The 22309-nt window shown below is 62.6% G+C and carries 17 protein-coding genes; 2 read left to right on the top strand and 15 right to left on the bottom strand.

Going from position 1 to position 22309, the window contains the following annotated elements; translation table 11 throughout:
• The 4 genes from EPN31_RS10785 to EPN31_RS10770 all read right to left on the bottom strand — a co-directional run.
• The coding region (locus EPN31_RS10785; RefSeq protein ID WP_291773006.1) for an ABC transporter ATP-binding protein at positions 1 to 514 on the bottom strand (514 nt) is incomplete at its 3' end.
• A 12-nt stretch (positions 515 to 526) separates the two neighbouring features.
• Positions 527 to 1528 (bottom strand): branched-chain amino acid ABC transporter permease, encoded by a 1002-nt coding sequence (locus tag EPN31_RS10780; RefSeq protein ID WP_291773004.1) that lies wholly within the window; start codon positions 1526 to 1528, stop codon positions 527 to 529.
• Between the two features lie 3 nt (positions 1529 to 1531).
• Positions 1532 to 2392, bottom strand: a complete 861-nt coding sequence (locus EPN31_RS10775; protein WP_291773002.1) for a branched-chain amino acid ABC transporter permease — start codon at positions 2390 to 2392, stop codon at positions 1532 to 1534.
• A 63-nt stretch (positions 2393 to 2455) separates the two neighbouring features.
• Positions 2456 to 3700, bottom strand: a complete 1245-nt coding sequence (locus tag EPN31_RS10770; RefSeq protein WP_291773000.1) for an ABC transporter substrate-binding protein — start codon at positions 3698 to 3700, stop codon at positions 2456 to 2458.
• A 223-nt stretch (positions 3701 to 3923) separates the two neighbouring features.
• Here EPN31_RS10770 and EPN31_RS10765 point away from each other — a divergent pair, with 223 nt between their 5' ends.
• On the top strand, positions 3924 to 4676 hold the full coding sequence (locus EPN31_RS10765) for a GntR family transcriptional regulator (protein WP_291772999.1): 753 nt from the start codon (positions 3924 to 3926) through the stop codon (positions 4674 to 4676).
• A 39-nt stretch (positions 4677 to 4715) separates the two neighbouring features.
• The gene (locus tag EPN31_RS10760; RefSeq protein ID WP_291772998.1) at positions 4716 to 5438 is read left to right on the top strand and encodes an alpha/beta fold hydrolase; all 723 of its coding nucleotides are present in this window, start codon (positions 4716 to 4718) and stop codon (positions 5436 to 5438) included.
• On the opposite strand, the gene guaB is transcribed toward EPN31_RS10760, so the two are convergent.
• From guaB to EPN31_RS10705, 11 genes are all read right to left on the bottom strand, one after another.
• Positions 5423 to 6883, bottom strand: coding sequence for an IMP dehydrogenase (gene guaB, locus EPN31_RS10755; RefSeq protein WP_291772996.1), 1461 nt, complete (start codon positions 6881 to 6883; stop codon positions 5423 to 5425). The genes EPN31_RS10760 and guaB overlap by 16 nt on opposite strands.
• An 85-nt stretch (positions 6884 to 6968) precedes the next feature.
• Entirely contained in the window at positions 6969 to 11018 is a 4050-nt protein-coding gene (gene purL, locus EPN31_RS10750; RefSeq protein WP_291772994.1) for a phosphoribosylformylglycinamidine synthase, read from the bottom strand.
• A 94-nt stretch (positions 11019 to 11112) separates the two neighbouring features.
• Complete coding sequence (gene greB, locus EPN31_RS10745) at positions 11113 to 11667, bottom strand: transcription elongation factor GreB (RefSeq protein ID WP_291772992.1); 555 nt, start codon at positions 11665 to 11667, stop codon at positions 11113 to 11115.
• Between the two features lies 1 nt (position 11668).
• Positions 11669 to 12508, bottom strand: a complete 840-nt coding sequence (locus EPN31_RS10740) for a PHP domain-containing protein (RefSeq protein WP_291772990.1) — start codon at positions 12506 to 12508, stop codon at positions 11669 to 11671.
• 28 nt (positions 12509 to 12536) lie between these two features.
• Positions 12537 to 13505, bottom strand: coding sequence for an alpha/beta hydrolase (locus EPN31_RS10735; RefSeq protein WP_291772989.1), 969 nt, complete (start codon positions 13503 to 13505; stop codon positions 12537 to 12539).
• Between the two features lie 95 nt (positions 13506 to 13600).
• On the bottom strand, positions 13601 to 15016 hold the full coding sequence (lpdA, locus tag EPN31_RS10730) for a dihydrolipoyl dehydrogenase (protein WP_291772987.1): 1416 nt from the start codon (positions 15014 to 15016) through the stop codon (positions 13601 to 13603).
• Between the two features lie 2 nt (positions 15017 to 15018).
• Positions 15019 to 16401, bottom strand: coding sequence for a dihydrolipoamide acetyltransferase family protein (locus EPN31_RS10725; protein WP_291772985.1), 1383 nt, complete (start codon positions 16399 to 16401; stop codon positions 15019 to 15021).
• Positions 16401 to 17438: an alpha-ketoacid dehydrogenase subunit beta gene (locus tag EPN31_RS10720; RefSeq protein WP_291772984.1), complete on the bottom strand. Its 1038-nt coding sequence runs from the start codon at positions 17436 to 17438 to the stop codon at positions 16401 to 16403. Before EPN31_RS10720 ends, EPN31_RS10725 begins: the two co-directional genes overlap by 1 nt.
• A 2-nt stretch (positions 17439 to 17440) precedes the next feature.
• Positions 17441 to 18673 carry a 3-methyl-2-oxobutanoate dehydrogenase (2-methylpropanoyl-transferring) subunit alpha gene (locus EPN31_RS10715; protein WP_291772982.1) on the bottom strand — a complete coding sequence of 411 codons (1233 nt, stop codon included), beginning with the start codon at positions 18671 to 18673 and terminating at the stop codon, positions 17441 to 17443.
• A gap of 116 nt (positions 18674 to 18789) precedes the next feature.
• On the bottom strand, positions 18790 to 21336 hold the full coding sequence (locus tag EPN31_RS10710; protein WP_291772979.1) for a DNA internalization-related competence protein ComEC/Rec2: 2547 nt from the start codon (positions 21334 to 21336) through the stop codon (positions 18790 to 18792).
• Positions 21337 to 21445: 109 nt separating this feature from the next.
• Positions 21446 to 22273 (bottom strand): TatD family hydrolase, encoded by an 828-nt coding sequence (locus tag EPN31_RS10705; protein WP_291772977.1) that lies wholly within the window; start codon positions 22271 to 22273, stop codon positions 21446 to 21448.
• Positions 22274 to 22309 lie beyond the last annotated feature (36 nt).

Genomic DNA, 22309 nt, shown 5'->3' with positions numbered 1-22309 from the left:
TTTCCTGATTGTTGAGAGCAGCCATGACCTCGTCCAGCAAAAGGAGTTTGGGCCCTGTGCACAGTACCTGTGCCAATTCGACTCGCGCTTTTTCCGGGAAGGACAAGTCGCTGCTCTGTTTATCGGCGATCCCTGGGAGCCCGACCCTTTCCAGATTGCGAAGGGCCATGTCGCGGGCATCCTGTATTGACAATCGCAACAGGCCGCCGACCATTACATTCTCCAGGACAGTCATGTCAGGAAAAAGGCTGACGTTCTGGAATGTCTTGGTCATGCCATGCTCACAGACTGCATGGGGGCGCATCCCGGTTACGTCAACGTGATCAAACAAAATCTTTCCGCTATTAGGCCTGTGCAGACCGACCAACAAGTTGAACAATGTGGTCTTCCCCGCGCCGTTCGGGCCTATCAACCCCAGAATGTCGCCCGGTTGAACAGAAAAAGAGACTCCGTCCACGGCGACCAGTCCACCAAATCTCTTGACGACATTTTCGATACTTAACAGTTCACTCATATCGACGAGCACCTATCCGTGGGAACTTAGTTGCGCCTGTCGAGAATGCCGTACAGCGTCCCTGAACCGCGAACCCAACGCGACAACGCCGCGCGGCTCGACCAGCACGATGATCACGAGGATCAGGCCATAGAAAAGCTGCGCATAACCAGCTCCCGCTTGGCCTGTGAACAAGCTGTTCAGGACCTCCTCTGCGGGAAGGATCAGAAACGCCCCGATCAAAGGCCCCACCGCTGTTCCAAGGCCACCGATGATGCAGATGAGAGCGATGTTGATGGAGATGCCGATCAACGAAAATGCGCTGTCAGGGTCAAAAAAGAAATTGAACTGGGCGTAGAGCGTGCCACAGGCGCCGATCAAGCCTGCAGAGATGCAGGAAGCAACAACCTTCGTACGCGCCGTATCGACACCCACGACTTCGGCCACCTCGGGACTGGCTCTAAGCGCTCTTAGCCGATAGCCGAGTTTGGAACGGTTGATGGCGATAAACACCGCCGTCACGACAAGGAAGGCCACGAGGAAAATATAGTAGTACGGCGTCGATGAATCGAACTGCAGCATCGTGAGACTGTTGTCCATGACCGGGACGGAAATGCCAACCGGCCCACCAGTCAAAGAGCCCCAGCTGTTCGCCACGACACGCACGGCTTCGCCAAATGCCAGGGTGGCTAGCGCGAAATAGTGACCACGCAAGCGCATCGTGGGAATGCACAGCAAAGCACCGATGATTCCACTGAGGCCCATGGCACACAGCATGCCAATCCATGGCGAGATGCCGAACCGGATCAGCAGAAGTGTCGAGGTGTAGCAACCAACTCCGAAAAAAGCCGCATGCCCCAGAGATATCTGATTGCCCAGCCCACCCACGATATTCCACGTCTGGGACATCGCTGCAAACAGCATCGCCATCGCAATGACTCGCATCAGATAGGACTGATCACGCACCAGCGCAGGGAGAATCGCCGCCACAATGGTAAAGGCGGCCCACTTGGCGAGAGTTCGGTTCAGATTCATGGTTTATGCCCTCCTCTGCAACAGACCCTCAGGCCGTACAGCAAGGACGAGGATGAAAATGACGAACAGGACGAAGTTCTGCAGCTGTATGGGCAGTACCAGCGAGGATATGGACTGAATCAACCCCGCCACGATGCCACCCACAACCGCCCCCAGGATATTGCCGAGCCCTCCCAAGACGACGACCGTGAACATGAGCACGGCAAATTGGTTCCCAACAGTCGGAGACGTCGTCACGAAAGGCAGAATGATGGCGCCACCCAGGGCCGTCAGCCCAACCCCGAGCCCGAAGGCCGTCTGATAGATTCTGGATGTGGAAATACCCAGGAGCTGGGCAGCCATCGAATCCTGCGCGGTCGCGCGCACAGCGCGCCCCCACCACGTATTGTTCAACACCGCCCAGAGCAGGAACCCGACCAGTATGGAGATGATGAAAGCAAGAAGATAGGGCACGCTGAACAGCAGGCCGCCGAGGTGCAGCGCACTCGTCTGGTAAGAAGTGTGAACGGTACGGAAATCGGATCCAAAAACAATCAACGCAAGATTTTCCAGGACGATCAACAACCCAACCGTCAGGAAGATTTGCGCGACATCAGGCGCCCTGAGCACACGATTGATGACGAATCGCTGGATCATTACGCCCAGGACAAAAACCCCCGCAAAGGCCAGCAGAGATCCTGCGAGCGGATCCAGATCGAAATACCGCCAGCAATAGTAGGCGATGAACATCCCCACCATCATGAACTGAGCCTGCGCAAAATTCACGATCCCGATGACGCCGAACACCAGTGTCAGACCTATGGATATCACGGCATACACGCCACCCAGCAGGATCCCGTCGATGATTGCCTGTAGTAGTTGCACGGTGTTTTCCGGCGGAGATTTTCCATGCGCGACCCCCGAGGCGAGGTCGCGCGACCCTTGACGCTATACGTGACCCGAGACCTTGATTGCTCCTTTTGCCACGGCTTCCGGGTATACCGTAACCAGATTGTTGTTTTGCCACTGGACCAGGATGGGTGTCGCCTTCGCGTTCAGGCCATGCTCGTCGAACTGGACGGACCCCCCCGGCATGGCCGTTGCCCACCCGGTCGTGAAATGCGTGGCTGCCAGGGCGTCTCTGACCGCTTTGGGATCCACCGATTTGGCAATATCCACCGCCTGCGCCAGAACGTACATGCAAGCGGCATTTTCTATAGCCTCATGCGTGGCGAACACTCCGTATTTCTTGCGGTACACGTCCGTGTATTCCGGCTTTCCGTCATCATTCGAGGTGTCGATCGACAAGATGCCTTCGACGGTGTTGCCCAGGGCCTGCGCAAACGCGGGGATCACATAGCCCGCAGCACCACCAATCACCGGGGTGCTGATGCTCTGCTGCCGCATGGTGCGTATGATCAGTATGCTGTCGTTGAAGTACGAGACCGGAAATACCATCTCCGCCCCAGAGCCACGCAGTTTGTTGATGAGCGGGGTGGCATCGGATATCCCAGGCGAATAGGCCTCGTCCATGACGAGATCGACATTGGCTTTCTTGGCTGCGCTACGCAGGCCCTTTGCCTGCGAGGTGCCGTACGCTGTGTCCTCGTACATGATCGCTGCCTTCTTGATTGAAAGCTTCTCGATCTTGGACAACGCGGCCAGCGGGTAGTTGAACTGGGCTTCACCGATCACCGAGGCCTTTGGCACGATCTGGAAGACATATTTATAGCCGCTGCCCGTGATTTCATCAGAAAACGACATGGTCAACAGCGGCACCTTCCGACGCTCGGTCACCTGCATCACAGCGAGTGTCAGCGAGGACGCGTACGCCCCCAGGATTCCAACGCACCGATTCTCTGTGACCAGGCGCTGCGCGACCGTGGCTGCCGTGGTTGGTGTGGAGGTCGAGTCGGCAACGATCAGGTTGATTTTTGCCCCGCCCAGAGACTTGATGCCGCCCGCCGCGTTGATCTGATCGGCTACCAGCTGGATACCACGCTGAGAATTTTTTCCGAATTCAGCATTGGCTCCTGACAGAGGAACTACCACGCCAACGTTCACTTTTTCGGTCTTGCTCCACGCGAGGGAAGGAACTGAAATGACGGCAGTCGCCGCAACGGCCTGCCTCAGAAAATCCCGACGCTTTAGCCCCGCGCCAGATCGTGTGACGGCTTGGATCTTTTCTTGCATGGTCATGTCTCCTGAGAATTTTTTGCGGATCCGCCGATCGGAAACCACCTCCAAATACCCGATCCAACCGTTAACGATGCGGCGTTACTCCGATAACCACATGCGGGCCAAGGGCCGCCCGCGTGCCTGTCCCCACGCGTTTTAGCAGCGCGTGATGTACGTCAGTGGCGTCAAATATAGGTCACTGACATCCTTGTGTACAGCTTTAGTTGATACAATACGATTGTACGACAATCAGATCATGAAAAATATGTGGGAACAAACTCAAGATAGTCCAAAACCCATGGATAGCGGCGCACTTTCTATCTCTCGCGAAACCAGCTCTCTTCGCAACCAGGTCGCAAGCAGCATCCGGGAAGCCATCCTGAAAGGCCAGCTGCCACCAGGAGAAAAGCTGGTGGAACGTGATCTGTGCGAGACGCTCGGCGTTAGCCGCACATTGCTGCGCGAAGCCCTGCAACATCTGCGAGCCGAAGGTCTCCTGACAGGATCCTCCTATCGCAGCACCTCGGTCGCCGAACTCACGAAACAGGACGCCAAAGACATCTACAGGGTCCGGGAAGTCCTGGAAGGTCTAGCGGGTGAAGGCTTCGCCAGACATGCCAGCCCGGAACAAATGCAGCGACTGCGCGCCACGATCGAAAAACTGAGGCATATCGACCCTCTGGCTGCTACGGACGAGCTCTTGCAGGCAAAAAACCTCTTCTATGCCACTTTGGTCGAGGGGTGCGGCAACAGACTTGTCGGCCAGATACTGGTGCAGCTCAACAATCGAATCACGCTCCTCAGACGCATGTCGCTGGCGCAACCCGGTCGATTGCCGCAAACTCTCCAGGAGATGACCGAGATCATGGAAGCACTGGAATCAAGAGACGCCCGTAAGGCAAGGGCGCTCTGTTCCAATCACGTCCGCAAAGCTGCCAAGGCCGCCGAGAAAAGGTTCTTAAGAAAGTCTACCGATCACGCAGAGGTTTGAATTGAAGAAGCTTCGCACACAACCCAAGGCCGCACGCTCATGAAGCCGACCCCTACAACCTACGTCCTCGTCCACGGCGCCTGGCATGGCGGCTGGTGCTGGTCGCACGTGGCCGAGCGCCTGCGCGCAGCCGGTCACCACGTCTACACGCCCACGCTCACTGGTTTGGGCGAACGCAGTCACTTGCTATCGCCTGCCATTGGTCTGGATACCTTTGTCGAGGACGTCTGCAACGTGCTGACCTGGGAAGATTTGCGCGACGTGGTGCTGGTGGGCCACAGCTTCGGCGGCCTCGCAGTGGCCGGGGCTGCCGATCGAATGCCCGAGCGGATCCGGTGCCTGATCTTTCTGGACGCTTTTCTGCTCCCGCCGAATACGTCAGCCTTTGATACCCTGCCCGCGGAGCTGGTCGAAAAATTCGAGCACGGTGCGGCTGCAACGGGCGGGATCGCCCCGCCCCGTCCCACCAGTCTAGGACTGGCGGCACCCGAGGACATCGCGTTCGTGCAGGGCCGACTGACACCACACCCCATCGGCACCTACCGCGAGCCGCTGCGCCTGGCGCACCCCATGGGCAACGGCTTGCCAGTCAGCTACTGGCAATGCACCACACCGCCCTTTCCGGCCGTGCACGCGTCCAGGGACTGGGCGTGGCAGACATTCGGGGCCCAATGGGACTGGAAGGATCTGGCCTGTGGCCACGATGCCATGGTGGCTGCTCCCGGTCTGGTGGTCGATGCCCTGGTTCAATCTGCCCGATAGTTCGGGGCTTCCTTGGTGATCTGCACGTCATGGACGTGGGATTCACGCACGCCAGCCGCCGTGATTTCCACGAATTCCGCCTTCTCGTGCAGCTCGGCGATGGTGGCGCACCCGCAATAGCCCATGGATGCCCGAATCCCGCCGATCAGTTGGAAGATGATGGCGATCACACTGCCCTTATAGGGAACACGCGCCTCGATACCTTCGGGTACGAGCTTGTCCACGTTGTTGTTTGGATCCTGGAAATAGCGGTCGGCCGAGCCGGCAGCCATCGCACCCAGGCTGCCCATGCCGCGGTAGGACTTGTAGGACCGTCCCTGGAAAAGCACGACTTCGCCAGGCGCCTCTTCGGTGCCCGCGAACATGCTGCCCATCATGCAGGCTGCCGCACCAGCGGCCAGCGCCTTGGACACGTCGCCCGAATAGCGGATACCACCGTCCGCGATGAACGGCACGCCCGTGCCATGCAAGGCATCCGCCACATCTGATATGGCGGTCATCTGCGGCACACCCACACCGGCCACGATGCGAGTCGTGCAGATGGAGCCAGGACCGATCCCGACCTTTACGCCGTCGGCGCCGGCTTCCACCAACGCCAGCGCCGCCGCTGCGGTCGCGATGTTACCGCCAATGACCTGGATGTGCGGGTAGTGCTTCTTGACCCAATGGACGCGCTCGATCACCCCTGCGGAATGGCCGTGGGCGGTGTCCACCACGATCACGTCCACCCCTGCTGCGGCCAGCTTCTCGACGCGTTCATCGGTGCCTTCGCCCACTCCGACGGCCGCACCCACGCGCAACTGGCCCTGGGCGTCCTTGGAAGCCAGCGGGTGTTCAGTGTTCTTGACGATGTCCTTCACCGTTGCGAGCCCGCGCAACTGGAACTTGTCATTGACGATCAGCACGCGCTCCAGGCGGTGCCGGTGCATGAGCCTCTGGGCCTCTTCCAGCGTCGCGCCTTCGCGTAGGGTGACCAGACGATCCTGGGGAGTCATGACCTCGCGTAGCGACTCATCCAGCCGGTCTTCAAAACGCAGATCCCGGTTGGTGACGATACCGACCAGCTTGCCTGCCTCGACCACCGGCAGGCCAGAAATCCCATGCTGGCGCTGCAACGCAATGGCGTCGCGCACCTTCATGGTCGGGGTGACCGTGATGGGATCGATGACGATGCCGAATTCGTGGCGCTTGACGCGGGAAACTTCACGCGCCTGTTCGTCTGCGGAAAGGTTCTTGTGAATGATGCCGATACCGCCTTCCTGCGCCATCGCAATGGCCAGGCCGGATTCGGTGACCGTGTCCATCGCGGCGGACACCAGCGGGATATTGAGCTGGATGCCGCGTGTGAATTGGGTGGTCAGTTGGGCGTCACGGGGCAGGATTTTGGAATAGGCAGGGACCAGCAGAACATCGTCGAAGGTCAGTGCTTTTTTGATGAGCCGCATAAACAATTTTGCTCCGGGCAAAAATAGATTATACGGGTAACCCCCAGCACCGCGCAGACGACAATAGCGTCTTCCAGCCTCGCCCCTACCCTAACCAGACCCTGGCATTCCGGAACAACCGCATCCAGGGTGTGTAGCCACCATGCGCAGTGTCATTGCCTCCCCGATCCGCAGCCCCCCAGCGCTCGGGGCGCCACGACATCGCAGCATTGCGCGTGACCCGTTCCGGGTGCGGCATCATGGCCGTGAAACGGCCATCGGCTGTCGTGACTGCCGTCAGGCCGTCTGGGCTGCCGTTCGGATTGGCCGGATAGGTCTGGGTGCGAGCCCCATGATGGTCCACGAACGCCATCGTGGACACCACCTTCGCGGCATCTCCCTGGCGGCTGAAGTCCGCGAAACCTTCGCCATGCGCAACGGCGATAGGCACCCGCGTACCGGCCATCCCGGCGAACAGTATGGACGGCGAATCCAGGACCTCGACCAGAGACAATCGTGACTCGTACTGCTCAGAGCGATTGCGGGTGAAGCGTGGCCAGGCCTGAGCGCCTGGAATCATGTCCGCCAGGGCGGCCATCATCTGGCAGCCGTTGCACACGCCCAGCGCAAATACGTCAGGCCGGGCAAAGAATGCCGAAAACTGATCGGCCAGGCCGGTGTTGAACCGGATCGTCCGTGCCCAGCCCTCGCCCGCGCCGAGGACGTCGCCGTAGCTGAAGCCGCCCACCGCTACCAATCCCTGTACGTCGGACAAACGGGCCCGACCGGCCAACAGATCCGTCATATGAACGTCGACCGCCTGGAAACCGGCCACGTCAAACGCCCAGGCCATTTCTACTTGACTGTTGCAGCCCTGTTCCCGCAGCACGGCGATCCGTGGGCGCACACCGGTCGCAACGAACGGAGCCGCCACATCATCTTGCGGATCGAATGCTACATGCGAGGAGAGCCCCGGGTCTTCCGTGTCCAGCCAGGTATCGAATTCCGCCTGCGCACATTCGGGGTGATCCCGCCGGACCCGGATGCGGCGGGTGGTTTCGCTCCAGACCTGCCCCAGTTCGGCCAGCGGCCGTCGATAAATGACGGACCCATCCGAAAAAATCTGGAGTTCCTTCTTATCGTTGAGCATGCCCACGACATGAGAGCAGGTCGACAGGCCAGCCTGGCGCAGGGCATGCAACACGTCATCACGGCGTGCGCGCGGGATCTGCAGCAGCCAGCCGGCCTCTTCGTTGAATAGTGCCGTCAGACCACGCTCTCGGTGCTGGACCGCGACCTGGTCGATATGAATCTTATAGTCGCCGGCATCGGCAGTGTGAATGTCAAAGGTCAGCATGTCCAGATTCAAGGACACACCCGTGCGGCTTGCAAACGCCATTTCTGCGGCGGTCGCGAGCAGTCCGCCATCGGAGCGGTCGTGGCAAGCCAGCACCAGCCCCTGGTGCGCCAGATCCCGCACCGCCAGGAAGGCCGTACGCAACAGCGTGGCATCATGCATGTCGGGCGTCTCCGCACCGATGCTGCCGTAGACCTGGCCAAGCACTGAACCGCCCATCCGTTGGCGACCCTCGCCCAAATCGATCAGCAACAGAACGCTGTCGCCCACATCAGTGCGGAGCTGTGGCGTGAGCGTCTGACGGGCATCAGCCACCGGTGCAAAGGCCGTCACTACCAGCGATACAGGGGACACCACCTGGTGCTCGCCCTGATCATCTTGCCATGCCGTCCGCATGGACAGGGAATCCTTGCCGACCGGAATTGACAACCCCAGCGATTCACACCAGTCGCCGACAGCCGACACCGTATCGAACAGGGCGGCATCCTGCCCAGGAACACCGCAGGCCGCCATCCAGTTGGCAGACAACTTGACGTCCTCCAGCCGGGCGACATCCGCAGCGGCAAGATTGGTCAGCGCCTCGGTCACCGCCATCCGGCCAGAAGCAGCCGGGTTCAGAATCGCAAGCGGGGACCGCTCGCCCAGCGCCATGGCTTCGCCGGCGACACCCTCGTAGTCGCGTAAGGTCACCGCACAATCCGACACTGGGACCTGCCAGGGACCAACCATCTGATCACGCGCCGTCAGGCCACCCACCGTGCGGTCGCCCAAAGTGATGAGAAACGACTTGTTCGCCACCGTGGGATGGCGCAACACCCGATCCACGGCCTCGGACAAATCGATGTCGACCAGTTCCATCGGCCGGCCCTGCACGGAGCTTCGCCGGACATTGCGCTGCATGCGCGGAGGTTTGCCCAGGATGACCTCCAGCGGCACATCCACAGGCCGTAGCCCTGTGGGGGGCTGTCCGGCAGCGGGTTCGTCCAGGCCGGGCAGACCCTCGCCCATGGTGACACGCAGCCGGCGATCTTCGGTCGCCACGCCCACCACGGCGTATGGACAACGCTCGCGATCGGCGATGTCGGCAAACCGTTGGATGTCGTCCGGCAGAACGGCCAACACGTAGCGCTCCTGTGACTCGTTGCTCCAGATTTCTGCGGGCGAGAGGCCTGAAGCCTCCAGCGGAACCCTTTGCAGCTCGAAGTCGGCCCCCCGGCCGGCATCGTTGACGAGTTCCGGGAAGGCGTTCGAAAGCCCACCCGCCCCCACGTCATGGATGGCCAGGATGGGGTTGGACGGCCCCTGTTGCCAGCATCGGTCGATAACCTCCTGGGCGCGGCGCTGCATCTCTGGGTTGCCCCGCTGAACGGAATCGAAATCCAGCTCCGCCTGATTCACCCCGGCCCCCAGGCTGGAGGCTGCGCCTCCGCCCATGCCGATGCGCATGCCCGGCCCACCCAGTTGCACCAGCAGCGCGCCAGGCGGCAAGGGGTCTTTATGCACCAAGCGGGCATCGATCTGGCCCAGGCCACCCGCCAGCATGATCGGTTTGTGATAGCCCCAGTGCACGTCCCCAACCACCTGCTCGAAACTGCGGAAGTACCCCAGGAGATTGGGCCGGCCGAACTCGTTGTTGAAGGCGGCTGCCCCGACTGGCCCTTCGATCATGATGTCCAGCGGCGTGGCGATGCGGTCCGGCGCCATGGCGGCAGTCTCCCAGGGTTCCACCGCGTCATCGACCCGCAGGTTTGAGACGGTGAAGCCAGTCAGCCCCGCCTTGGGCTTTGAGCCACGACCCGTCGCACCCTCGTCGCGGATCTCGCCGCCCGCGCCGGTGGCCGCCCCCGGAAACGGCGCGATCGCCGTCGGGTGGTTGTGCGTCTCCACCTTCATCAGCGTGTGCAGGAGCCGGCTGCTGCGCGCATAGGCACGGTCGCCAGTGGCTGCCGCATGGAACAGCGAAGCCGAACCACCGGCCATCACGGCTGCGTTGTCTGAATACGCCATGATGGTGCCTTCGGGCTGGGCAGCATGCGTGGCACGGATCATGTCAAACAGTGTATGCGCCTGCGCCTGGCCGTCGATCGCCCAGTGCGCGTTGAAGATCTTGTGGCGGCAGTGTTCGCTGTTGGCTTGCGCGAACATCATGAGTTCAACGTCCGTCGGATCGCGCCCGAGGTCTTCGTAGGCCCGCACCAAGTAGTCGATTTCATCCGGGGACAGGGCCAGGCCCAACCGCTCGTTGCAGGCGCTGAGCGCGGCCCGGCCTTCGGCCATGATGGGTACTGGACGCACCGGTTCTCCGGACACCGCCGCAAACAGGGCCAGGCCGTCGAAGTCGGCTGCGACCACGGACTGCGTCATGCGATCATGGACAAGCGCCGCCACCGCATCGATCTGGCCAGCTTCCAGCTCCCGCGACGCCAGCAGGCGACGCTGCGGCACAACGGTATATCGAATGGCCCGCTCGATCCGAACGATCTGCGGCGATCCGCAATGGTGAGCAATGTCGGTCGCCTTGCTGGCCCACGGCGAAATCGTGCCAGGACGCGGAACCACCAGGAACGAGGCCGCATGCCGGTCGGATGGAGCTTTCGGCTCTGACCGGCCATCGTCCAGCAACGCTGTCAGCCTGTTCCGCTCTACTGCCGAAAGATCACCCTGCACGCCCACGAAATAGCAAGCGCGGGCCTGCACATCCGCAACCGGAAGCCCCTTCGCCTCCAGCATGTGCAGCAGGCGATCCCGACGGAAGTCGGACAGGGCGGACGAACCAGGGATGAGCAGGACAGTAGTCACGACGGTGCAGCCTAAATACGAACAGATTGAGAAGCGGCCATTTTAGCCGTGAACCAGGGCCGGATCAGGCCAGTAACAGTGGAATCAGTGCGGGTTACGGTTCCGGATAGCGGACTTCCAGGATGTCCAGTTCCTCCACGCCACCCGGGGTGCGTAAGCTGACGGTATCGCCTTCGTGCGCCTTGATCAGCGCTCGCGCGACAGGTGAAATCCAGCTGATTCGCCCGACAAGCGGCTCCGCCTCATCCACGCCGACAATGGTCACGGTGAATTCGTGTCCCTGGCTATCGCAGTAACTGACGGTCGCCCCGAAGAAGACCTGACCGCGATTGGGCTGCTGAGCAGGATCCACGACCTCGGCGCTCGCCAGCCGACGCGTCAGGAAACGCATCCGCCGATCGATCTCGCGCAGGCGCTTCTTGCCGTAGATGTAGTCGCCGTTCTCGGACCGATCGCCATTCGACGCGGCCCAGGACACGACCGACACGACCTCGGGGCGCTCGACGTTCATGAGCCGCATGAGTTCATCATTCAGCGCACGGTAGCCCTGCACCGTCATGTAGTTTTTGTTGCCAGCCGGAAGCGCCTTCGCGGGTTCCAGGTCATCATCGTCGTCCGACTCGTTTTCCTTGACGAAAGCCTTGTTCATATCAACCTCCCACCCAATCATGCCAGACGGGAACCAGGCCAGGCGGCAAATCAGGTAGGCCACCCAGATCGACCCGCCCGGCGCCCGGGGCGTGAAAGTCCGAGCCACGCGACGCTTCGAAGCCATATTCACGCGCCACGCGGGCGTACTGTCGGCACTGTTCCTGCGTGTGGCAGCCGGTGACGATCTCCATGCCCTGCCCACCCAGATCCTTGAAGGCCGAAAACAGCGACCGGCGCCGGGCAGGTTTATAGGGATATCGTCCCGGGTGAGCGATCACCGCCTTGCCACCCGCTCCCAGGATCCATGCCACTGCGTCTTCCAGACTGGCACCCTGCATGACGACACAGGCACGCTTGCCGTCTCCCAGGTATCGCTCGAACGCCTGCTGCATGGTGTCGCACACCCCCGCATCGACCAGGAAGCGGGCGAAATGAACCCGCCCGATCAGACTGGGATTGGTGGCATGGCGTAACGCGCCTTCAAAGCCGCCCTCGATCCCACAGGCCCGCAGGCGGTCACCGATTTGCCGGGCACGTTCGAGACGCGCGCTGCGGATATTGGCGAGTCCGGCCTGCAACCTGGCGTCTTGCGGGTCGATGTGAAGGCCCAGGATGTGAACGCTGACGCCCAGAAAATTGATCGAGATTTCGACGCTGGGCACAAACACCATCCCGAGCTCGCTGGCCGCGGCTGCAGCTTCCGCCAGCCCCGCAAGCGTGTCATGGTCGCTGAGCGCCCACCACTGGACCCCTCGGGCATGCGCCCGCCGGGCGACTTCAGCCGGCGGGATCGCGCCATCGGAGAAGGTGGAGTGACTGTGCAGATCGGCATTCAACATGATGACAACGAAGTCCTGGTGGGCGGTATCAGGCCGCCAACAGGAAATCCCGCACGGCCGCAATCTGGTCTGTACTCCGGAGGGTCGGCGCATGACCGACGCCGGCAAATTCCACACTGCTGACCCCGGAGTTGCGCGCCAGCATCTGTGTCAGTGCGGGCTTGGTGAGGATATCCGACTGGGCACCGCGCAGCACGAGTGCGGGGCAGGACAAGTGATCCCAGGCCTGCCACAGCAGCTGTTCGGCCATCGCCAGGGCCTCTGGTGTCTGGCCGATAAAGGGCTGCGCAATGCGCAGGTCATAGTGCTTGACCCATTGGCCATCCTGTTCATGAAAAACGAACCGTGTCAGGTCCTGCCAGCCGTCCGAATCGTGCGGCCCGAACCCCGCCGACACGGCCTGCACATAGGCCACCGCCGCCTGAAAACTTCCAAAATGCTGATCCTGCCCCACATAGCCGGCAATGCGCGCAAGACCGGGGCCATTCAATTGCGGACCGACGTCGTTGAAGACCATCCGGGTCAGGGGAACATCGGTGGAGTCGCCCAGCCCCCAGGGGCCGCGCGCGGGCCGCAGGGTCGGTGAGGCCGCCAGCGTCCCGGCCAGCGCCAGACCAATCAGCCCGCCCATCGACGTACCGACCCAGTCCAGGCGCTTTGGCTGCAGCCGGGCAATCAGCGTCACCATGTCCGCAACATACTGTGGAACGACGTAACCGGCGGAGTTGATGAGCCAATCGGACCGCCCTCTGCCAACCACGTCAGGACAGATGACTCGATAGTCCTGCTGCAGCGCCCGAGCCAGGGGGTCAAAGTCACGCCCTGTACGCGTAAGCCCGTGGACACAGAGCAGTATCCGGTCGTTGTCCGGGTCACCCCATTGCCAGTAGGCCATGCGGTGCAGGCCGACAGGATCAGCGCACGTCACATAGCACAAGTGCGGTACCTCGCCCGAAGCCTGGTCCGAAGACGGCAGAGAGGAAACAACGACAGACATGCAGCACCCCGAACAAAGACCACGGACCTTTCGATTGTAGTCGTTGCTGGAATTGCCGCCGACTGCCGTATCAGGCGCCAGCGGCGGTCGGCCGATCAGATGTGAATGGCCTCGCCCAAAGCCCGCAAAGCCGCCTCCTGGATGGCTTCGCCCTGCGTCGGGTGCGCATGGATGGTATGGGCTACGTCCTCGAGACGCGCGCCCATTTCGATGGACTGGGCAAACGCCGCAGCGAATTCAGAAACCCCGCGTCCCACGGCCTGCCAACCGACGATCAAGTGATTGTCACGCCGGGCCACCACGCGCACGAAGCCGTCCGTGGATTCCAGTGTCATCGCCCGGCCGTTGGCCGCTAGCGGGAACACCCCCTCGATCGCATCCATGCCGGCCTTTTCGGCCTGTGCGGGAGAGAGCCCTGCCGTCACGACCTCGGGGTCTGTGAAGCAGACAGCTGGAATCGCTTGCGGCACGAATTGCCGCATCTGGCCGGCAACCTGTTCCGCCACACACTCGCCTTGAGCCATAGCGCGATGCGCCAGCATCGGTTCACCCGTCAGGTCGCCGATGGCCCAGACTCCATTCATGGAGGTGCGGCAGCGATCATCCACGCGAACCGCCAGGCCGTTCATGTCCAGCATCAGCGAACTGAGCCCGAACCCCCGGCTGCGCGGCTTGCGGCCGACAGCCACCAGCACCTGATCGGCAGCCAGTACCCGCTCCTCGGACTTTGGCGGCTGAATGCGGATACCCTCCCCGTCTTCGGCAAGGCCCAGAACCTGGGTCTGCAGATGCAGCCCTACGCCCAAGGCTTTCAGGGATGCATGCACGGGCTTGACCAGTTCGGCGTCATAAGCGGGCAGAATGCGGTCCTGAGCTTCCACCACATCCACCTTGACCCCGAACTTGCGATAGACCACGCCCAATTCCAGGCCGATGTAGCCAGCGCCCACGATTGCGAGGGCCTTGGGCAATTCCCGGGGCGACAGAGCATCGGTGGAGGAAATGACCTTGCCGCCAAAAGGCATGAAAGGCAGGGCCACCGGCTCGGAACCCGTAGCCAGCAGCATGTGCTCGCAGCGAATGCGCTGCGGCGCGCCCGCCTTGCCTTTGGCGCCTTCGGATGTGACATCCACCGTCTTGCCGTCCACGATATGCGCCCAACCCTGAATCACCGTCACCTTGTGGCGCTTCAGCAGAGTCGCCACCCCACCTGTCAGGCGCTTCACGATGCCATCCTTCCAGGCCACGCTGCGCGCCAGATCCAGCTCGGGCGCCCGGGTGCGGATGCCCAGGGGCGAATCACCAGCATAGGCCTGAAGCGCATGAAATTGCTCAGCCACATGGATGAGCGCCTTCGAGGGAATGCAGCCGATGTTCAGGCAGGTGCCGCCAAGCGATGCGCCCTCGACCAGCACGGTGGGCACTCCCAGTTGCGCTGCCCGGATGGCCGCCACGTAGCCGCCGGGGCCGCCGCCGATGATGAGCAAAGTGGTATTCACGGAACCGGACATGCTTACTCCACAAACAAGAGTGCCGGGCATTCCAGATAACGCCGGATGCACTGGACGAATTCGGCGGCATCCATGCCGTCGACCACGCGATGGTCAAAGGATGAGGACAAGTTCATGAGCTTGCGCGCCACGATCTGGGTCCCCTGGAAGACCGGCCGCTCGACCACCCGATTGATGCCGATGATGGCAACCTCTGGCCAATTGATGACCGGCGTGGAGACGATCCCGCCTAGCGGCCCCAGGCTGGTGATCGTGATGGTGGAGCCGGTGAGCTCATCGCGGGCAGCCTTGCCTTGGCGCGTCGCCTCGGCAAGCCGGGAGATTTCCGCTGCGCAGGACCACAGGTCCAGTGTCTCGGCGTGGTGCACCACCGGCACCATGAGACCGGATGGCGTCTGCGCCGCAATCCCCAGGTGAACGGCGCCGTACCGGGTCACAACACCGGCATCGTCGTCAAAACGCGCATTGATCTGCGGGAAGTCGCGTAACGCCAGCACCAGCGCACGCACCAGGAACGGCAGCAGCGTGAGCTTGCCACGCTCGAGGCCGTAGCGGGCATTCAGGCGCGCACGCAGCGATTCGAGCTCGGTAACATCGGTCTCTTCGACATACGTGAAGTGTGGAATGTGACGCTTCGATTCCTGCATCTTCTGGGCGATCTTGCGCCGTAAGCCGATGACCGGAACCTGAGTTTCCTCGTTGTGGGCGTCGTAGAGCGATGCCGTGGTGCGGTGCGATGTTTCGTTGCGATCCCGCGCCAGCCATGCGTCCAGGTCCCCGTGGGTGACGCGCCCGGCAGGGCCCGTGCCGGGCACATACTGCAGTGTGACACCCAGATCCCATGCGCGGCGGCGCACGGCAGGCGAAGCCAGCGGGCGCTGCCCCTCGGTGCGCGCTGGTGTGTGGGAAGCCGAGTGCTGCACATGCCCGCTGCGCGGCGTAACCGGTACCACATCCGCCGAAGACGATTCTTCGTCAGCCGGGGCGGCCTGCATCTGTACCGGGGTGGCGGTGTGTGCGGGGCCTTCCGGTGCTGGTGCTGATGCCGGGGTCGCCGATGGCGATTCGACAGGCGACGCCGCACGCGCCGGCATGCCAGCCCGGGAGGCCGAAGCCGCCGCGACTGTATCCTCGTTGCCCGCGCCTTCGACCTCGAGACGGATGAGTTCAGTCCCCACGGCCATCACGTCGCCCGCCTTGCCGCCCAGCGCCACTACTCGCCCTTGGACTGGCGATGGGACCTGGACTGTGGCCTTGTCCGTCATCACGTCGGCGAGGACCTGATCCTCGACCACTGCATCGCCCACCTGGACGTGCCATTCCGCCAGTTCGACTTCCGCGATTCCTTCGCCGATATCCGGCATCTTGATGATGTGAATGCCCATTATGCCTCCCGAAATGCGCGCTTGAACGCCTCTGCGACTCGCTTCGGACCCGGAAAATAGGCCCACTCGTGCGAGTGCGGATAAGGCGTATCCCAACCGGTGATGCGTTCGATTGGGGCTTCGAGATGGTAGAAGCAGTGCTCCTGGACCAGCGCGGCCAGCTCGGCGCCAAAACCGCTGGTTCGCGTGGCTTCGTGCAGCACCACGCAACGCCCGGTCTTGCGCACCGACGCGGTGATGGTCTCCAGGTCCAGAGGCCATAGACTGCGCAGGTCGATAATGTCGGCCTCGATGCCGGCAGCGTGTGCGGCGACTTCGGCCACATACACCATCGTGCCGTAGGTCAGCACCGTCAGGTCCTTGCCTTCGCGATAAAGCGACGCGGAATCAAGCGGCACATGGTAATAGCCCTCCGGGACGTTGCCCAACGGATGCTTGGACCAAGGCACCACGGGCTGGTCATGGTGGCCGTCAAAGGGACCGTTGTACAGCCGCTTGGGCTCCAGGAAGATCACTGGATCGTCGCATTCGATGGCGCTGATCAACAGCCCCTTGGCATCGTAGGGATTGGACGGCATCACCGTCCGCAGCCCCGCGCAATGCGTGAATAGCGCCTCCGGGCTCTGGCTATGGGTCTGCCCACCAAAGATCCCCCCGCCGCATGGCATGCGGATGGTCAGAGGAGCAGTAAATCCACCGGCCGACCGGTAGCGCAGGCGTGCCGCCTCGGAGTAGATCTGGTCCGCCGCCGGATAGAAATAGTCAGCGAACTGGATTTCCACTACCGGCCGCAAGCCATAGGCTCCCATGCCGATGGCGGCCGCCACGATACCGCTTTCGGAAATCGGCGTATCAAACACACGGGAGACGCCATATTTTGCCTGCAGGCCCTCGGTACACCGAAAGACGCCGCCAAAATAGCCGACATCCTCGCCAAAGACCACGACGTCATCGTCGCGATCCAGCATGAGGTCCATCGCCGAACGAAGCGCCTGGATCATGGTCATGGGCTTGGTTCTGAGCTTTTCTTCCGCCATGATCAGACCCCCAATTCCTGACGCTGGTGACGCAGGTGCGCCGGCATTTCCTTGAAAACGTCCTCGAACATCGTTGCGACGCTGCTGGTACGACCCGTCGCCAGCGTGCCGTGCGCCTCTGCCTTTCTCTGTGCAGCAACGACTTCGGCCTCGCAGGCTTTCTGGGTCGCCTGATGTTCTTCTTCGGACCAGATGCCTCGCAGGATCATGTACTGCTTCAGGCGAGTGATGGGGTCACCGAGCGGGAACCGCGACCAGTCGTCGGCCGGCCGGTATTTCGAAGGATCATCCGAGGTAGAGTGCGGGCCGGCCCGGTAGCTGACCCATTCGATCAGGGTGGGACCATAGTTGTTTCGCGCCCGGTCCGCCGCCCACCGCGAGACCGCATACACGGCAAGGAAGTCATTGCCGTCTACCCGCAGCGACGCTACGCCCGAGCCTATGCCGCGCGCTGCAAGCGTGATGCCTTCGCCGCCCGCCACGCCCTGGAAGGTGGAGATGGCCCACTGATTGTTGATGACGTTCAAGATGACCGGAGCCCGATAGACGTGGGCGAACAGCAGAGCCGTCTGATAGTCCGATTCGGCCGTCGCGCCATCGCCCACCCAGGCGGCCGAGATCCGTGTGTCGCCCTTGATGGCCGACGCCATGGCCCAGCCGACTGCCTGCGGCATCTGGGTGCCCAGATTGCCAGACAAGGTGAAGAAATCCTTTTCGGGTACCGAATACAACACAGGGAGCTGGCGGCCCTTCAGCGGGTCCTTATCATTCGAAAAAATCTGGCACATCATGTCGAACAGCGAGTAATCGCGCACGACGAGCAATCCCTGTTGCCGGTAAGACGGAAAATGCATGTCGCCGGGCTGCATGGCCAGCGATTGCCCGATGCAGATGGCTTCCTCACCAAGGCACTGCATGTAGAAGGACGTCTTCTTCTGGCGCTGGGCGATCACCATGCGAGCATCCAGGATGCGCGTCTTGATCATCGCCAGCATGCCCTTGCGCAGCACGTCGTCGCTGGGCAGCGCATCCGCCCAAGGCCCGACGGCCTGGCCCTGATCATCCAGGATGCGGATCAGGCCCATGGCAAGATCGCGGGTATCGTAGGGAGCAATATCGATGGCGGGCCGGCGGGCCTCGCCTGCCGGCTGCAGGCGCAGATACGAGAAATCAGTGGCCTGACCGGGACGGCCCGAAGGTTCGGGCACATAGAATTTAAGTGGTGTCTGTGTCATGGTCGCAAAAAATCTTGTGGATTTTCGACAAACCCCATAGGGGAACAGCAATCGTCTTTTGGACGGCTGCCGCATCATCGCCGATCCCGCCATGTCGCGCAAGACCGCGTTAACCACTACGGGCGCCGCCCATGCCAGTATCGACGGGACGACTCGAGGATACTGTACATCGTCAGACCCTCGCCGCGCGAACGGGCGACGATTCCCCCCTGCCAATCGGTACGCCAGACGCGCGCGCCCGCATCGGCCCAGCGCGACAGCACATCGGCATCGGGGTGGCTGTGGCGGTTCCACCGGCCCACCTGCAGGATTACATGTCCCGGCGTGACGGCCTGGACGAACTCGGCTGAAGACGATGTCCGAGACCCATGGTGGGCTGCCACGACGACATCCGCAGGCGACAGGCCGCGCAACACCAGAGCCGCCTCGGCACGACGTTCAATGTCGCCCGTGAGCAACAGGCTGTGATACGCACCACGCACCCGCAGTACGCAGCTGCCGTCATTGGTTTCTTTGGATCGGCGGGTGTGCCGCACATCCATCGGCCACAGAAACTCGAAACTCACCCCATCGATGCTCCAGTGGGTGCCAAACTGACAGGGGCTGGCAGCCAGTGCAGCCGGTATCTGTGGTTCCCCCACCAGGCGAGCCTCCCTTCGCAGCCATGAGGCCAGATCGAAAGAACTGAAGGTCTGCTCCACGGGTACGCCGGCAAGCACGCTGCGGACTCCGCCCGCATGGTCCACGTCTGCGTGCGACACGATCAGGGCATCCAGCCGGCGAATGCCCTGGGCCCGCAAGGCGGGCACGATGGTCCGGCTGCCCTCATCCGAATCGCGGGAGTGCCGTGCGCCCGCGTCGAACAGTAGCGCATGGCTGGCGGTACGCAACAGCAGCGCGCTGCCCTGCCCCACATCCAGCGCGTGCAGTTCCCACTCGCCTTCAGCCGGGGTCGAAGGCGCCCAGAACACCATGGGCAAGAACGCCAGCCAGCCCCAGGCAGGATGCGGCAAACGCCAACCCCACGGCAGTGGACGGCACCGAGTGGGAAGACCGGGCCACAGCGCCACCACAGCGCCGGCGCAGGCCAGCAGATACAGCCAGACGGGACCGGCTGCAATTGGAATCGTCGGCAGGCGAGCCAGCCATTCGGTCGGCTGCATCATCAGATAGAGCACGCCATGCGCCAGCCATGCAAGACCCGAGGCCAATGTCTGCAACCCCGGAACAAGAGCAGTTGCAGCCAGCAGCAGCGATAACGGCGTCACCACCAACTCGATAAGCGGAATCGAATAAGCGTTGGCAATGGGAGATACCAGAGAGATCTCGTAAAACAGCCAGGCGAGCGCCGGGGCAAGCGCCCAGGTGACCGCCCACTGCAGGCGGGCTGCAAGGCGAATCGCCCGCCACCACCGCACACGGACACTATCGGCTGCCGGCACGTCCGGAACACCGGCGCTCGAGCGCTCTGTGATCGGCCCGGGGGACCGCTCGCTGGCTCCAACCGCAAGCAGCACGCAGACCGCCAGAAAGGACAGCCAGAAGCCACTGGTCAGCACGGCCCAGGGGTCCAGCGCCAGTACGGCCACCGCAGCCGCCGCGAGTACACGCGAACCGCTCAACCGCAGCTGCAAGGCCTGGGCGCCTGCCACCACGGCCAGCATCATGAAGGTACGCTGAGCGGGCACACCCCAACCCGCCAGCAGGCAATACAGCCAGGCCACCAATAGCGCCACACAGGCGGCAGCGCGCCGCGCCGGCCAGCGCTCGGCCAGCAGACGGCCGCGCCAGCGCAGGCGCCGCCACAATGCCGCAGCGGCCAACGCTGCAAACCCCGACAGCATCGTGATGTGGGAACCCGATATGGAGACCAGATGGGTCAGACCCGATCGGTTGAAGACCATCCAGTCTGCATCGTCCACCCCATCCTGGTCACCAATGGCCAGCGCCCGAAGGACCGAGCCGTAGCGCAAACCCTGCAGATAGGGGTCCATGGCCTTCCGCACCTCGTGGCGGGCACGCTCGGCCACAACGGACAGGCTGACCCAGCGATCGGTGCGCACCAACTCAGGCCGGCCTCGGACCGTCCCCTGTGCGCGGATTCCGCTCACGAACGAATGACGTTCATAGTCAAAGGCGTGAAGATTCCGGGCAGCCTGGATCGGCCGCAGCAACAAGGCCATTCTCCAGACCTGACCGGCATGGAGCTCTGGAAACGGCGGATCAGCGGGCACTGGCGCCGCATAGGGGCCGCGCCACCCGCCGGCGGGCCACGTCACCCGGATGCGTTCCGGCACACCCGGAGGATGCGCCCACAGGACAAGCGCCTCAAAGCTCGCCCGGTCCGGCAACAGTCTCGGCAGGTTTTCAATGCGGAGCTCGACCCGCGTCACGCGATCCACGTTTTGCGCCACCAGTACCTGCTCCAGCCGGTGATGCGCCCAGAACGCCGTCAGGCAAAACCCGACCCAACCTGCGGCCAGAGCGGACGCCAGCCAGCGAAGAACCCCACGACCGAGACGCCGCCCCCGCCATGCCAGCAGCGCGACCAGGAGAACGCCGGCGGTACCGACCCACAGGACGGGGGTGGTCGGCAAAGTGGGCAGCTGATGGACCACCACCACGCCCAGAACGCCCGCCGCCACCATCCCGCGCCCAAACATGGCAGCCTCCTGGATTTTCACCCTGCCACGGTAGTCCGGTCCGGCGCCAAAAGGACGATGGGTGTGCCCTTCCAGGCCACCCGGGAAACCCGGTGGTGACGAGAATGACTCAGCGGCTCAGGAAGGCGGCCAGACGGGGGAGGACCTCGCAGGCGTTCCGCAGGCACGCCTCGGAAATCGTATCCTGCGGCAACTGCCGCAGCCCGGCCAGCGCACGTGCGATGCCGGCAACTTCCGCAGGCTCATTGCGGGCGGATACCCTGCGTCCGCGCTCATCACGCCCCAGCCACGCAGGCGGGATGTCGGGCGCATCGGTTTCCAGCACTAATGCCGACAACGGCAACTGCGCAGCCAGACGCCGGATCTGAAGCGATCGCTCAAAAGTCATGGCGCCGCCCAGGCCCAGCGCGAAGCCAAGATCCAGAAACTGCTGCGCCTGCTGAAAGCTGCCGTTGAAGGCGTGCGCGATACCGCCGATACGTGAGCAACGCCGCAGGTGCTTCAGCAAGTCATCCTGCGACCGGCGCACGTGCAGCAGCACGGGCAGGTCATGCCGCTGCGCCAGTGTCAGCTGGCGGGTATAGAAATATTCCTGTCGTGCCCGCAGCTCCGGCGTGTTGACGTCCGGCACGAAATGGTCCAGGCCGATTTCTCCGATGGCTACCAGCTTTGGGTCGTCGTGCGACGCCTGCAGGCACACATCCAGCGCATCCAGATCGTCTTCCGAGGCCTGTGCCACATAAAGCGGATGGATCCCCAGCGCATAGACGGCTCCCGGAACGGTATGGGCCAGCCGACGCACCGTCTCGAAATTGGCGCGGCTTACCGACGGAATGACAATGCACCCCACGCCGGCATGTGTGGCACGCTGAATGACCCTATCCCGGTCATCGTCGAATTCGCTTGCATCCAGATGGCAGTGCGTGTCGATCAACATGTCGTCTCCCCCTCAGCAGCCGTCCACTGCGCTGCT

This window comes from Castellaniella sp., assembly GCF_004321985.1.
Classification (GTDB): Bacteria; Pseudomonadota; Gammaproteobacteria; order Burkholderiales; family Burkholderiaceae_B; genus Castellaniella.
This window is presented reverse-complemented; position numbering and strand designations above follow the sequence as displayed.